We start from the raw sequence: 14,816 nt of genomic DNA on the forward strand, positions 1-14,816 counted from the left end.
TTCAGCAAGCGTGCTGTCCGTTATTTCAAGCCGTACTTGCGAAACTTGGTTCGCGCCGCAGTCTTTGGTCTCGCCTTCGCAGTGCCGTTGATTCGTTCATCTTTCGCAGCTACTGCGAGATACTCGATGCCATCTTGAGTGACCGGTGTCGGAATCAATTCTTACCGCCATAGAGTCACCCGCTCAGCGAGTCGAACGTTGGGGCGTCGGAAAAGCAATCCCGGGGGAATGCGACGCTACCGGTGCGCTTCGAGAGTCGCGAAAGTCAGTGTTTTTCCTTTCCGCTGGTTCCAATTTAGTGAAATTGACACGCTCGATGCCGACAATCGCAGCAGCGGCACCGATCACGCCCTCTAAAAACCAACCATCGCAGTTCACATGCCGCCTATCCACCCAATAGCGGGGTGCCGCCGGGAACTGCTGCCTATATTGCATTCGGAACGGGCTAAAAAAAGATGTGTAGGATAAAGAGGGCATCGCCCTGGGTTTGGATAGCGAAATCGTTCGGTAGCCCCAACGGGGCGGCCCTGATGTTCGTCCCAATCATGCCGTTCGGATGGCGTATGCAAATAGAGCCGCCCCGTTGGGGCTACCGCGAGGCGGTGGTGTCTGGAACCCCAGGCGTTGCCTGGGGCTGTCATAGGACTGCCCCGTTGGGGCGGTGTCATGAGCTATCTTCAGTAATAGATAGAATGCGGCAATCGTTAAATCGACGCCCCAAGGAATGATAGAAAATTGCCGTAGGTCAGCGCAGCGCCACCTACGGTGGTTCCTTGATGAAGCGGCGCCGACCCTGGAGTGGGTCGCGGATCACGTCGTGGATGATCTTCAACCCTATGCGGGGTTGGTTCCTGCATCTGGCGTCGTATCCGGTGGTGTTCGCTTTCGCGCAAACCACCGGTGGTTTTCTTCAACGCCGTCGGCGTAGGAGGACGTGTGGAGAATCATGGACTCGTCGCCTCGTCCACTACGATGGTCTTGGACTTGTCGTCTCGTCTGCTGCGGTGGTGGGAGCCGATCGCCGACTCAGTAGACGTCGCGGTGATAGCGCCCGCTTTGGGCCAAGTTTTTGACGTAGGCGGCGGCTTCTTCAGCGGACAGACCACCCGCTGTTTCGGCGATATCATGGAGCGCTTTGTCGACGTCGCGGGCCATCCGGGAGGCGTCACCGCAGACGTAGAATGCGGCTCCCGATTCGAGCCATTGCCACATCTCAGCAGCCTGTTCTCGCATCCGGTCTTGGACGTAAACCTTCCGTTCACCATCCCGGCTGAAGGCGGTATCGAGACGCGTCAGCAGTCCGTTGGCGTGATACTCCTCGAGTTCCTCGCGATAGAGAAAGTCAAACGCCTCGTGCTGGTCGCCGAAGAACAACCAATTGTTACCCGGTGACTTCGATTCGGCTCGCTCTTGCAGGAACGAGACAAAGGGAGCGATCCCGGTGCCGGGACCTACCATGATGATCGGCGTTTCGAGGTTCTCGGGGACTGTGAACCCAGCATGATTGGGTTGCACGAACACGCGGACGGTTTCGCCGGCCCCCACTCGGTCGGACAACATTGTGCTGGCGACGCCTTTGCGAACTCGTCCCTCGCGTTCATAGACGACCTTGCCCACGGTCAGGTGGACTTGATCGCCCACCCGCTTCATGCTGCTGGCGATGGAGTAGAGCCGCGGGTTGAGCGGGTCGAGCGTCTCGATGACTTCCGTCGCCGTCACGGTCACGCCCTTGGTCACTTCCAAAACATCGAGGACGTCAAAGCCATCGGGCACCCCATCTTCGAGCATGCGTCCCAAGGTCTCCTGAGCAGACTCATCTTGAATCCGACCAGCCAACAACTCGAGCAACTCGTCGCTCGGATCCTTGAGGCAGTAGTCTTCACAGAGAGCTTGCAGCAGCGTCTTGGTATCGCCCGTAGGCGTGCTCACGGTAATTTGAGAATCCGCAGCAATCGATTCAATCAGCTTCATTGCGAGGTCGGGACAATTACTCGGCAGGACTCCCAACGCATCGCCAACGTTGTACTTCAACCCAGACCCGGTCAGGTCGATCACGACGTGGCGCGTGTCCTTGGCAGAGCCTTCAAGATTGAGTTCACGAGACTCGATCATCTTCGCCGAGAACGGGTTATTGCGGGACCACTGCGCGGCCTTGCCATTGCGTGCGGCAGCGACGCCGTTGGACGGTCCCGCGTTGCCGGAACCCATTTGTCCGCTTGGTGCCCCATCGGCGTCCTTGCTCTCAGCGAGGATCTTCTTCAGCATCTGCTTCGTTTCTTTGCCACCGGGACTGCAGAGGGTCAGGTTGGTTTCCTCACCTCTCGCAATCGCTTCGCTGTAGGTTTGGCAGACATAGCCGCAGGAACCACAATCGAGCTGCGCCATCGCCGCCATCAATTTCCGCTCGGGTGGCCGGCCTTCGGCTAACTCGATCCGTTCAACGATTGGTAGCGAAGCATCCCGCCAGGGAAAATCCTCTTCCGGTTCCGGTTCGGCTACCGCGGCACCCGCATCGATACCGAGGGCCTGAATCGTCGCTGCGGGATCTCCTTCGGTTTGCATTCCAGTCAATCCGGCAAAAAAGCCATTGAGCCAAGCCCGCTGATCTTCACTGAACGGGGCAGTCGTGGGGATGAAGTTTGTCATGGTTTGATGATTGCGAGAGAGAGAAGGAACTGAGCGGACGGCGATTGCCGTGGGAAACAGAAAATTGCCAGGAACGAGAAAAACGAGACTACTGGGCCAACGCAAGCTTGGTCAGAGATTGCAACTCTTCGATCGTTTTCCGTCTGCTGAATTCAACGAACGACTCATCGACCTGTCGCTCGGCGAGGTATCCGTCGATGAGGTTGATGATCAAAGCGGGGAGATCATCGAAGACGACCGATTGCAGCAGCGGGCGGCCGATCCCTTGTCGATCGCCCCATCCACCACCGACCATGACGTGATAGCCGTCGACCATGTCGTCGCCCTGCTCGACCTGGCAGGCGATCAGGCCGATGTCGCCGATGTAGTGCTGGGCACAACTGTGGTGACATCCGGTCAGATGAATGTTGATGGGCACGTCAATTTCGAATTGGGACTCGAGCGCCTTGGCCAGTGTCATGGCATTGGCTTTCGTGTCGGCACCTGCGTACTTGCACCCCGCACTGCCCGTGCAAGCGACCAGTCCGGCTCGGAACGAGCTGGCTCGATAGTCCAAACCGCACGCGAGGATAGCAGCCTGCACCTCCTCGACATCACGCTCGCGAATACCGGGAAGAATCAGGTTTTGCCATACGGTCCAACGCACTTCGCCATTGCCGAACTCATCCGCGATATGAGCGAGAGCCCGGGCTTGGTCACTCGTCATCCGCCCGACGGGCAAGACGACGCCCACATAGAAACGCCCTTTCTGCTTTTGCTCGTGGAAGCCGACATGGGCCATCCGGTCTTCATGGCGAGGGATCGTCACGCGTGCAGCGTCAACGCGACGCAAGGGCTTGCCATAGTCCTTTTCAACGGTGTCGATGAATTTGTCAAAGCCCCAATCATCGAGCACATATTTCAGCCGGGCTGTCTTGCGATCGGTCCGATCTCCATGCTTGACGAAGACACGAACGATCGATCCGGCCACTGCCACGCATTCATCTGGAAGGAGCAAGACGCCGGTGTCCCGAGCAAAGTCTTTGTGGCCGGTGATGCCACCGAGGGTGAGCTGAAAGTAGACCCCGGCGGGCACTTCCTCGGAACTGGCGTCTTCCTCGACGCGAACCGCACGGAAACCAATATCATTGGTATCCTCGAGCGACGCGATACGCCCACCGCCATCAAAGGCGATGTTAAACTTCCGTGGCAGGCCGTACATTTCGCGATGATTCAAGATGTGGTGATGCATCTTCTTGGCCAGCGGGATGGTTTCGATCAACTCATCGGCATCGATTCCCGAGAGGCAACTCGCGGTACAGTTGCGAATGTTATCGCCACCGGAGCCCAGGCTGATCACATCGAGTTCGCGAATGCCATAGAGCATCGACGCCCCTTGATCGGCTGGGATCTCGCGAAACTGCAGATTGGCTCGGGTGGTGACATCGAGATATCCACCCGCCGAACGATCCGCGAGGTCAGCCATACCGGTCAATTGCCAGGCGTGATTGAGTCCCCCGGGAATCCGCAGCCGCATCATGTATGAATTCTGGGCGGGAGCGACATGAAAGAGACCGTGGAACTTCTGTAGGAAAACGTCATCTCCCTTGGGGAACTTGCCTTCATCGCTCCAAGCGACGATTTCGTCCCACATGTCCAATGGATTCTTGGATTGCTTGGCCAGTTCTTCTTTGCAGAGTTTCTTGCCGGCGCCCACCGTAGCGGCCTGGGCATCCAAGGCGATCTTCTCCGGTCCGTACGGAACCGTTTTGCCATCGACGGTCGCTCCCCCTCCGCCGACTTCGATCGACGTTCCGCTGCCTCCACTGCCGGAGATAACTGGCAGTCCACGGACGGCTCGGGCGACGTCCGTCCCGAACGTGAGCCCGCTGAGGTATTGTTTCTGCGATTCGGTAAATGCTGGATTGTTCGACATGATTCAGATTAGGTCCTACTCGTTTCTAGCGACGATACGTACAGCACAGTCTTTGTAGCTCGGCTGACCACTGTGTGGATCGAAATGGGGCAGTGTGAGACGGTTGGTGATTTCGTAGTGCATCGGCATGAATGCCTGCCCGCGCTGTACCGTCGCGGTGACATTGGCAGTCACCGTGATCTCATCGCGACGCGATAGCACGTCCACTTTTTCACCATGGACGACCCCGAGTTCGTCGGCATCGACGGGATTGATTTCGATATAGGCTTCGGTCGGATAAAGCGTCTTGAGCACGGGGCTTTGACGGGTCCGCGTCTGTGTGTGCCATTGGCTCACCGTACCGCGGCCGGTCAACAACAGGATGGGGTACACCGGATCGGGCCGCTCTGGCATCTCGCGGACTTGATCGACCACGAAACGAGCACGCCCGTTGGGCCGGTAGAAGTGTCCATCGGCAAATAGCCGACGTTCCTGCTCAGGTTTGCCGCCGCAGGTCGCCTCGGGGTCGCCCAGACTCTTGGCTGCATCTGCAGCAGTCCAGGGCCACTGGATACCGCCGCAGGCATCGAGATGCCGGTACCCATCGATGCCGGTAATGTCACAGGGTTGGTCTCGGCTGAGTTCCTGCAGAATGCGGAACACGGCTTCCGGATCGGTCCACTTGGCGAACTGGTCCCCGACGCCCCAATAGTGAGCGATGGCGCGGAAGATATGGAAATCGGCTAAAGCCTGGCCAGGGGCGCGGCGAACCTTCTTGAGCAGCCCGTAGCGACGTTCACTGTTGATGAACGTCCCTTCCTTCTCTCCCCAGCCCGCGGAGGGCAGCACGAGATTGGCGTGCTGGGCGGTCTCGGTCGTATGGTACATGTCCTGAACGACTAAGAAATCCAGCTTGTCAAAGAGCTCCCGCACGTCCGACTGATGGATCCAGCTATGAGCGGGATTGGTGGCGATCACCCACAACCCTTTGATTTCGTCACGGCGAATGCCTTCGATGATCCGGTCGTACTTCCAACTGCCCTCGCTGGGGATACTGGCCTCGTCCATGCCGAGCGTGTGCGCGACCTTCCGCCGGTCGTTCTCGTCTTCGAATCGATGATGGCCGATTAGGTTGGACGTGTTGCTCCAAAGTCGGGAGCCCATCGCATTGCATTGGCCCGTGATGCTATTGGCTCCGGTGCCGGGACGGCCGACATTGCCGGTCAACAGAGCGATGTTGATGATGGCCTGTGCCGTGCGGGTGCCTTCATAGCTTTGGTTGACACCCATCGTCCACCACAGCGAAACGGCTCGGCCGGTTCCGATCGACTCCGCGGTGCGAATGATCGACTCGGGCGAGATCCCCGCCTGACGGGCTACCGATTCAACGTCATAGGCCGCGACATGCTCACGCAGTTCATCAAAACCTTCGGTCAAAGCAGCTACGAAATCGTGATCGACATAGTCTCGTTGGATCAGCACATTGGTGATCGCGTACAACAGCGCCAAGTCGTTCTTGGGGCGAATTTGCAAGTGCTGCGTGGCCGCAGTGGCCGTCTCGGTTCGCCGCGGGTCGATCACGATGATCGCGGGATCGTTTGGGTTTCGCAGCACGCGTTCCCACATGATCGGGTGGGCGATGCACGGATTTGAACCGATGAATACGAGGCAATCACTCTGCTCGAAGTCGTCATAGGTGTAGGGCGGAGCGTCGAAACCAAACGATTCCTTGTACGCTGTCACCGCGGTTGCCATGCACTGGCGTGTGTTGCCATCGCCGTGGCGAATCCCCATTCCAAACCGCGTCAGCGCCCCGAGAAACGCCATCTCTTCACTCGGGATCTGGCCCGTGGAAAGGAACGCTACCGACTCGTCGCCGTGCCGCTCTTGCACACCACGGATCTCGGTTACGAAGGTTCGCAGCGCCTCATCCCACTCGACCGGACGCATGTTCCCGTCTGCATCGCGGAGCAGCGGCATGGTGGCACGCTCGGGCGAATCGAGCACTCGCAGCGATTCCCAGCCTTTGGGACAAGCCATGCCGAGATTGACTGGGTACTTGGTTTCCGGCGTCAAGCCGACCGCGGCGCCCTCGCGTAAATGTAAACGCAAACCACAGCCGGTCGAGCAATAGCCACATGTTGCCGTGGTCGTGGCCTCGGCAGCCATCGAGCGATGAGTCATGCCCAAGCCATGATCACCGGGATGCAAGAGCAGCTCCCGAGTCATGTGGCCCTGACGCCGCTGCAAAATCTGCGGCAACTCGAAACGCATCCGCTTCTGCGAATCAGTCGTTCCATCGAGTACTGGACTCGAAACAATATCCACGCTCATTTCAATGTCCCCGGCATGCGGTGATAGACGACACTCATGAAATACAACAACCGTTCAGCGGTCTCGGCGACGAGCAGTGTCAGCGATCCCATCAATGCAACGCACAAGCCGGGCGTCGTCTCGCCGACACCGATCAAACAGACCGCGACCATGCAGCCGACCAGTCCCGCCCACCCGGCGCCGAGCCGCAGTGACCGCAAATGCGACAATCGTGAAGCGACTAGGTTTTGGCTGCGGATGTCCAGTCGATCGGTAGTCGACAACTCCACGCTCGCCCCCAGATGAAAGCTTAATTCCCAGAACAACTTCGTTGCCCCGGAGAGAACGGCGACGATTAAGAGTAGGATCACGGTCGCCTCCGAACCGCCTGCCCAGCCGATCGTGGTCGCGGCCAATGCCGTACCGACGACCAACCCGGTCGCGAGGAACCGCGGCAGCGTACGCGACGAACGCCAAAGTTCGCGTCGCGTGACGATGTAAATCATGGCACTGCTATACACGCCCGCCAAACCCAAAACGACCGCCGCGACAAGCGCCGCGCCCGCCGCCCAGCCTGGGATCACGACCCATTCGGGGACCCGTTGCGTCCATGCATCGGGAGCCCATGTTTTGAGGACCGGCAGCCACAACAGGCCCGTGGCGACCGCTAAGGCACCGGCGAACTTGCCGAGCAGCACGGCTTCGCGGCTTAGCCAGGACGTCCGCAGGCCCAAGAAAATTCGCCATGCCCGCAGGGGTTGGCCCAGGTGCAGGGGAGCGAAGTTCATTCCCACGATCGTTATTAATAAAGCGACGCTCGCCGTCAGTCGTGTCGCCGCGATCGGCATCGCCGAACCCGCCAGCGACACGGCGAGTGAAACAACCTGCTCAACGAGAATCATGCCAACGGCAACCTGGGTGGCCACCAGCATGATGGCGAGCGGCCAGTGGCTCTCGGCTACTTCATCGATCGCTGAATCCTGAGGCTTCGCCGAAGCTACCTGCTCACTTCGCTGCCCAATGTACTGCGTCGTGGGACGCGTCAAGGACGAACTCGGTGCCTCGGGCATCAAGGAATGGCTGTGGTCTTCAACAGTCGAGGCCTGCTCAACGACTCGAATCGCAATCGCTTCATTCGGGCAGGATTGCACACATGCCGGTGCTTCCCCCGCCTTCAATCGCTGATGACACATATCGCACTTTCGCACGATCCCCAATCGTTTGCTGTACTTGGGTACTTCGTAAGGACACATCATTGTGCAGTATTTGCAGCCGATGCATTGATCATCTAAATGCTTGACGATCCCTGTCACGTCGTCTTTGACATACGCCTTGACCGGGCAACCATTGAGACAACCTGGGTCCTCGCAGTGGTGACAGGCCGTGGTGACGTGCTGGACCCCAACGGCAGGGACATTCGTGACGTCGATCGCAACCGGTGACGGCTCGGGCGAGGTGATCGTCGACACGACTGGCAACTCCACCTCGGGAGCACCGATCACCATCGTTCCAACCTTGCGCCAGCTCTCGTCCTCCTCGAGCCCGTTCATGGTGTGACAGGCAACGACACAGGCTTTGCAACCGCTACAGGTATCTAGGTTCACCTCGAAGGCGAGCTGCTGCCCCGACTGCGGCGCCGTCGCCGGCATCAGACGACGATAATAGATCGATTGAGACGGCTCAGAACCAGCTACTGAGCAGGACGATTCGAGCTCTCCGGCGGAATGCGCCTCGGAGAATTGCTCGACAGCCGTGAGCGACTGCTGCTGCTCCAATAGCATCCCCACGAGATCAAAATCATTGTCGGCAAACGACAACGGTGATCGTGTGGAGTGCGATAGGTCGTGGGTCGTCGGTTCGTGGGGAAGAGTCGTCGACATACGGGGGGGTGCTCAATCAACGAGCAAGAAGCGAGAAACGGTACAGTTGCGAACCAGTGAACGCATCCACTGGGCCAAACCACATCTCCTCGTCACACAACCACCGCCTAGCCCCAAATGAAATCCACACCGGACCGACTGCGGGGCAGTAACTCACCTAATGGCCACCGGATTCGAGACCTGCATCCGACCGGACCGCGTCGCACAGTCGTGTGAATGTGCCTAACAAACAAGCAGCTTTGGCGAAAAGTGCCTCGCAGACGGGTAGCTTCCCCACCACTTCCCATTTCATCATCATGCTCGACGCCCGCGCCCATCATCGTTACATCTATCAATAACGGGCCGATGGCCTGGGAAAGCTTCGCCAATCATTGACACCCTCTGGGCACTGCGTGTCCGCTGGCTACCTGCACTCGCCACCAACGACTCCTCGACCATGACCACAGAACGTTTCGACGAAACCCACATGGCCGCCGCCATCGAATTGGCATGGGGCGGCCTCGGCCGGGTCGAACCCAATCCGATGGTCGGCTGCTTGCTCGTCCGTGACGGGCGGGTGATCGGCCGCGGTTACCACGAGGTCTACGGTCAAGGACATGCGGAAGTCAACGCCTTGGCTGACTGCGCCGAGGCTGGCCAAGATCCCCGCGGCGCAACAGCCTACGTCACCCTCGAACCCTGTTGTCACCAGGGCAAGACCCCGCCCTGCGCCGACGCCCTGATCGCCGCCGGGATCACACGCGTGGTCGTCGCAGTGGTGGACCCCTTCGAACAGGTCGCTGGCGGAGGTATCGAGCGTTTACGCAGCGCGGGCATTGAGGTCGTCACGGGCGTGGCCGTAGACGCCGCCACCGAGCAACTCGCTGCCTACCTGAAACGAGTTCGAACCGGGCGACCTTGGGTCATTGCCAAGTGGGCGATGAGCATCGATGGACGGATCGCGACGGCCAGCGGGCAGAGCCAGTGGATCACCGGCGCATCGGCTCGTCGCGAAGTGCACGCCCTCCGCGGCCGCGTCGACGCCATCGCGGTCGGGATGGGTACGGTCGTCGCGGACGATCCGCTGCTGACGGCGCGTCCGAGCGGCCCCCGTACGCTCCACCGAATCATCTTCGCCCAAACGCGTGTCCCTGCCCTGGACCGGCAATTGATTCAAACAGCCACCGAATCTCCAGTGTGGCTGATCGCGGGACCGCAGCTTAGTGAGGCGGACCTACGGCCCCTGATCGATCAGGGTGTCGACATCGTCCGCTGCGAAAGTGTCGATCCGGCCGCCATGATCGACGAAGGCCTCCAGCGACTCGGGAGCAAGGAGAACCCGGCTGGCCAGCCACTGACGAACCTAATGATCGAAGGCGGCGGAAAACTACTGGGCAGCTTCGCAGCGGCAGGTCAAATCGATGAGTGCCATGTCTACATCGGGGGAAAATTGATCGGTGGCCAATCCGCTCCCGGCCCCGTCGGTGATCCCGGCTTTGCCGAGCTCACGCAATCGCCCTCGTTCCAGATCAACCAGATCGATTCCTTCGACAATGACGTTCGCATCGTCTATCGAAGACAAAACTAGCTTCCTACCGTGCGTTCTCAATCGCTTTCGTGAGCAGCGAACTCGGTAGCTCGGCGAGGTCCTCGTTATCTGCAAACTCGAACGCCTCGATTTTCCCAACCAATTCACTGCCCGGCGAAAGCGTGTCGAGAAAAGCGTCATACTGTTGGCGCTGCACATCTGACAAACCTTCGTACCAATAGACGAACATTGCCAATGGCTCGTCGGCGAGGATCGTCTCGCCAAAACATTTCGATTGGAACTCGGCGCCGGGAAGGCTCCAGGCCGCGAAAATCATCGCAGGAATATTGTCATCGGCGATCCGCTCAGACCACTCCAAAACACCTTCGCCCGGATCCCAATTCGCGTTGGTTGCAAAGGGCCTGGCGTCGCACTTCAATCTGACCCTGACCTGAGTCGAAGCAAAAAACACTCGAGGCAACAGTCGAAAAAGATCGCCGACGAGCACCGCCAAGGGATCCAAGTCTTCTGCATTGGGCTCGCGACCGCGCACTTCAGGATGTCCCCGTTCATATTGAGCCCATCCAGCCTGATAGGCTTGCGTTTGAAAAATCGACGCTCGTAGCGATGCCGCCAGCCGCTCGGGATCACCGAGTATCGCCAGTGGCGTGATCGCGGGATCGTCCTCGCTCAATTGGAGCTTTCGAATGACGGTATCGCGAAGTAGACCCATGACCGCACGTTGATCCTCGGATTTGGCAATTCGCATGACGCTCGGCAAATCAACCAAAGAGAAGTAATCGCGTTCGATGAGATACAACCCCGCCCGCGCCGTCAATCGCTCGACGACGGCGTCGGTATCGACATCGTGTACCATCTCAAACGCCCAACCGAACGCAGAGAGGTTTTTCAAATCCCGCCGGATATCTTCGTCCAACAACGACTCGACGCGGACCTGGATGGGCTCGCCAGCGAACTCCTCCTGAGACCAATTCACGAGCAAGTCGACGATCCGGTCGACAGCTTCCTGGCGGTTCTCCACAACCTGCTGCAGGTCATCCTCTCCCCGGAACCGTTCGCTGTAGAGCGAGGTCGTGCCTAGCGGGGATTCGAAAAATGCGTAGCTGCCTGTGCCGCCCACATCGGCGGGCATCTCATTTTCAAAATGGCCCACGAAGGTGTGCGAGTCCTCACGGATCTCCTCCAGTGTAGGATCATAGAACTCTCGCATGTGAGCGATCTCAGATTCAGAGAGCGGCGACCTACCAGCGTTACTCTCGTCGTCGCTTCTAGCAATTTTTCGTTTGACCGTCAGCGTGCGGTGCATCGTCTCGCCCTCGGCCGTGAGGTGCAGTTCGTATGTTTTACGAGTGCACCCCACCGACGCGAAGAGAATGACGGTCGCGATCCAACCGATTGACGACGAAGATAAGCGACTCATCGAAATGCTCCTGATAGTGCGACGGAGCGTTCATTGTAGCGGCCCACCAACCAGTTCGCGGAGCGGCCGTCGATTGTGCAGCGTGAGTCAATCGACCGAGGACGGCTTCCGCGAACCAATCGCCTGAGACTGTTTTTGGGTGAGCTCTCGGATGCCCTTCTTAGCCACCGCGAGCATCCCGGCGAGCTGTTCGTCATCGAAGGTGGCTTCCTCGCCGGTCCCCTGGATCTCGATGAACCGGCCATCACCCGTCATCACAACGTTCATGTCGACGTCCGCAGCGGAGTCCAGTTGGTAGTCGAGATCCGATACGATCTTGCCGTGAACCACCCCGACACTGACGGCCGCGACGCTGCGGGGCAGAACATCAGCGACAACGATCGGCGGGTCGAGCAACGGCGTCGACGCGAGTTGCTCGACAGCAAGTGACAACGCGATGAACCCGCCCGTAATCGAGGCGGTGCGAGTCCCGCCATCGGCTTGCAAAACGTCACAGTCGACCGTGATTGAACGTTCACCGAGCGCCTCGAGATCGACAACGGCGCGGAGACTGCGACCGATCAGACGCTGGATCTCGGTGGTCCGCCCATCGACTTTCCCGCTTCGATCGCGTCGTTTCCGCGGGCTCGTGCTGCCCGGCAGCATGTTGTACTCGGCCGTCACCCATCCCTTGCCACGACCGGCCATCCAGGGCGGCACCTTGGTCTCCACCGATGCGGTACACAGCACGATTGTCTTGCCGCTGCGATACAGCACACTGGCGGGGTTCGATTCGAGATAACCACACTCAATCTGCACCTCACGCAAGGCATCGTGCGGGCGGGCAGAAGTCGACGCGGAAGGGGAGTTGGTCATCAGAGCGGAGTCGCTAGCAAGAGGATTCGAGGTTTTCATTGCACCAAATCGTAGCAGGATCCGTTTCCTCATCCGAGTGGTTCAGGGGAGAAACCATGTAGCCAGACGACTCGGCTCGCCGGAGAGACCATGCAGTTTCTGAGTGATTGTGACTCAACGATTTACTTTACCCGCCCGGCGAAGCTGGGAGGGTCCGATGACGAGCCTTTAGCCAGTCTTCCGAGGAAGGCAGTCCACGGGCGAGAGGGACGCTCTGTGCTCGCGACGGGCGGAGCCGTCGGTCGACTATCCCACCAGACGACTCGGCTCGCCGGGGCTTGAAAAATGCTGTTCTCACGACCGCGGCGCGGAGGCCGAAACCAATCAACCATTGTGTCTGCCTTCTCAGAAATAGCATTAAAGAGAAACTTTTTACCCTAGACGACCGCCTAACGCTGAAGTAGCCTTCATTCCACAAGTCCGCTCATTGACTGTGTTTCGGTGGGCGAAGACCTGCTTCTCGCGTTTTCTTGTCTTCATTCTCGGGGCTCTCTCATGAAAATCCGTTCGACTCGTCACGGGTTCACGCTCGTGGAATTGCTGGTGGTAATTGCCATCATTGGTGTTCTGGTTGGTTTGTTGTTGCCCGCCGTGCAGGCCGCTCGCGAAGCGGCTCGACGAATGAGTTGCAGCAATAACATGAAACAATTGGGGTTGGCGGTTCACAATTACCACTCCACGTACAACCAGTTACCCATGCAGGCAGGCGGCACCTTCCTGCCGAATGTGGATAAAGGAGACGCCCATATCGCTCCGGGACACAACGCCCGTCGACTGAGCTTCCTCGTGGGCATGCTGCCCTTCATCGAACAGCAAGCTCTTTGGCAACAGATCAGCAACCCCCACGAAGGTTGGGCTGCGATGGGAGGCGCGGGCTGGCAGGGTGCCTATGATCCATGGGCGACCCAGCTACAAGCGTTCAAGTGCCCGAGCGACCCCGCGGTATCGACCTGGGGATTGGGAGCGACCAACTATGGCTCCAACGCGTTGGGTGATTCGCCGAGTTATGGACAAGCGGGCTATCACGAGTTCAACAGTGGCCAAGGCAAATGGGTCTTCATCGACCGCGCCCAGGGGACCTGCCGTGGAATGTTTGTGCCACGGCACCCCAGCCAGTTCCGCGATACGCTCGACGGCCTGAGCAACACGGCGATGCTGGGAGAGATGATCAACGGCTTGCAGGACCGCGACACACGCTCGCTTCCGAGCCTCGGCAATGGATGGGGCGGAACGGGCACACGTGGTAGTTCCCATGCCTGTCGCGACGACATCGATCCCGAGCGGCCACAGTACTGGCGTCCTACCGGCGTCACCCTCGATACCAACGCCAACCGCAGCCGCGGGGCTCGTTGGGCGTACTCACTGCCGTTGTTCACCAGCATCAGCTTTTCGACTGGGCCGAACCGTGAAATGTGCTTCGGTGCGGACTGGGAAAACTCCGGCCAATGTCCCCCCAGCAGCCATCACCAGGGCGGTGCCCACATCGTGATGGGTGATGGTGCGGTGAAGTTCATCACGGATTCGGTCGACTGCGGCAACGCAGAATCACCAGCCGTCATGCCCGGCGATGCGACCTCGCTCCCCTCTGGCGCAGCCAGCCCCTACGGGCTGTTCGGAAGCATCGGTACGCGAGCTAACAACGAAGTTCTCCAAAGTGAAATCTGAGTTTCGCTTGCCTTTCCACGCTCACCCTCTATTCCTACTCCAAGGTATCTGAATGAAGACTTTGACAATTCACCACGCCATCCGCACCTGCTCCCTGCCGCTCGCGTTGATGCTGTTCGTCGCCGCATCGATGGTCCCGATGGCTGGCTGCGGCCCCGACAACAGCACGGAAAAACTGGAGCCTGTCGAGATGTCGCCCGAACAAATGGCCGAAGAGGCTGCCCCTGTCGAAGACAGCGGCGCCTAACGAATAGCCGATGGCTTGCAATCCTCCCAAGATGCGGGATCGCTCAAGTGAGCCGGGACGCACAAGCATCGCGTGATCAACAAGTGGCAAATTTTTCGAAAGCTTTTCAGTAGACGAACTTTGCTGTCATGCGGGGCAGGTCCACAGGGGAGCGGAGCGAGCGATCCATGCTTCTAATCACCAAACGGGGATCCCCTGTCGGACCCGCTGACAGGGGATCTCGTTTTGTAGGCAATCAACAGCTCGCATGCGTCCCGGGTGCCGATAGGTTCGGCACAGATAATCACGCCCAATTTGCCCGCGCATTGCCAGCCGGTGGGGCGTTGCAC

The 14,816-nt window shown here is 59.1% G+C and carries 9 protein-coding genes; 3 read left to right on the forward strand and 6 right to left on the reverse strand.

Annotated features, from left to right (window positions below; translation table 11 throughout):
• Positions 1-1,026: 1,026 nt before the first annotated feature.
• The 4 genes from CA85_RS22595 to CA85_RS22610 all read right to left on the reverse strand — a co-directional run bounded on the left by CA85_RS22595 (position 1,027) and on the right by CA85_RS22610 (position 8,733).
• Complete coding sequence (locus tag CA85_RS22595) at positions 1,027-2,646, reverse strand: sulfite reductase subunit alpha (RefSeq protein WP_146393644.1); 1,620 nt, start codon at positions 2,644-2,646, stop codon at positions 1,027-1,029.
• An 88-nt stretch (positions 2,647-2,734) separates the two neighbouring features.
• Positions 2,735-4,561, reverse strand: a complete 1,827-nt coding sequence (locus CA85_RS22600) for a NirA family protein (protein WP_146393646.1) — start codon at positions 4,559-4,561, stop codon at positions 2,735-2,737.
• 15 nt (positions 4,562-4,576) lie between these two features.
• The gene (locus tag CA85_RS22605; protein WP_146393689.1) at positions 4,577-6,814 is read right to left on the reverse strand and encodes a molybdopterin oxidoreductase family protein; all 2,238 of its coding nucleotides are present in this window, start codon (positions 6,812-6,814) and stop codon (positions 4,577-4,579) included.
• A gap of 56 nt (positions 6,815-6,870) precedes the next feature.
• On the reverse strand, positions 6,871-8,733 hold the full coding sequence (locus CA85_RS22610) for a DmsC/YnfH family molybdoenzyme membrane anchor subunit (RefSeq protein WP_146393648.1): 1,863 nt from the start codon (positions 8,731-8,733) through the stop codon (positions 6,871-6,873).
• A gap of 436 nt (positions 8,734-9,169) precedes the next feature.
• Here CA85_RS22610 and ribD point away from each other — a divergent pair, with 436 nt between their 5' ends.
• On the forward strand, positions 9,170-10,300 hold the full coding sequence (ribD, locus tag CA85_RS22615; protein WP_146393650.1) for a bifunctional diaminohydroxyphosphoribosylaminopyrimidine deaminase/5-amino-6-(5-phosphoribosylamino)uracil reductase RibD: 1,131 nt from the start codon (positions 9,170-9,172) through the stop codon (positions 10,298-10,300).
• 4 nt (positions 10,301-10,304) lie between these two features.
• Here the strand turns inward: ribD and CA85_RS22620 are convergent, their stop codons facing one another.
• Positions 10,305-11,681 (reverse strand): hypothetical protein, encoded by a 1,377-nt coding sequence (locus tag CA85_RS22620; RefSeq protein ID WP_146393652.1) that lies wholly within the window; start codon positions 11,679-11,681, stop codon positions 10,305-10,307.
• A gap of 87 nt (positions 11,682-11,768) precedes the next feature.
• Entirely contained in the window at positions 11,769-12,536 is a 768-nt protein-coding gene (rph, locus tag CA85_RS22625) for a ribonuclease PH (RefSeq protein WP_146393691.1), read from the reverse strand.
• A 534-nt stretch (positions 12,537-13,070) separates the two neighbouring features.
• Here rph and CA85_RS22630 point away from each other — a divergent pair.
• A complete protein-coding gene (locus CA85_RS22630) occupies positions 13,071-14,240 on the forward strand; it encodes a DUF1559 domain-containing protein (protein ID WP_146393654.1) in 1,170 nt (389 codons plus the stop codon).
• 52 nt (positions 14,241-14,292) lie between these two features.
• On the forward strand, positions 14,293-14,487 hold the full coding sequence (locus CA85_RS22635; protein WP_146393656.1) for a hypothetical protein: 195 nt from the start codon (positions 14,293-14,295) through the stop codon (positions 14,485-14,487).
• The last annotated feature ends 329 nt before the right edge of the window (positions 14,488-14,816 follow it).

It is taken from the genome of Allorhodopirellula solitaria, from assembly GCF_007859855.1.
Taxonomy (GTDB): Bacteria; Planctomycetota; Planctomycetia; order Pirellulales; family Pirellulaceae; genus Rhodopirellula; species Rhodopirellula solitaria.

Bases quoted from the DNA above. Each gene is read 5' to 3' on its own strand.
- CA85_RS22595 (WP_146393644.1), bottom strand. From the start codon at position 2,646: ATGACAAACTTCATCCCCACGACTGCCCCGTTCAGTGAAGATCAGCGG.
- CA85_RS22600 (WP_146393646.1), bottom strand. From the start codon at position 4,561: ATGTCGAACAATCCAGCATTTACCGAATCGCAGAAACAATACCTCAGC.
- CA85_RS22605 (WP_146393689.1), bottom strand. From the start codon at position 6,814: ATGCGTTTCGAGTTGCCGCAGATTTTGCAGCGGCGTCAGGGCCACATG.
- CA85_RS22610 (WP_146393648.1), bottom strand. From the start codon at position 8,733: ATGTCGACGACTCTTCCCCACGAACCGACGACCCACGACCTATCGCAC.
- ribD (WP_146393650.1), top strand. From the start codon at position 9,170: ATGACCACAGAACGTTTCGACGAAACCCACATGGCCGCCGCCATCGAA.
- CA85_RS22620 (WP_146393652.1), bottom strand. From the start codon at position 11,681: ATGAGTCGCTTATCTTCGTCGTCAATCGGTTGGATCGCGACCGTCATT.
- rph (WP_146393691.1), bottom strand. From the start codon at position 12,536: ATGACCAACTCCCCTTCCGCGTCGACTTCTGCCCGCCCGCACGATGCC.
- CA85_RS22630 (WP_146393654.1), top strand. From the start codon at position 13,071: ATGAAAATCCGTTCGACTCGTCACGGGTTCACGCTCGTGGAATTGCTG.
- CA85_RS22635 (WP_146393656.1), top strand. From the start codon at position 14,293: ATGAAGACTTTGACAATTCACCACGCCATCCGCACCTGCTCCCTGCCG.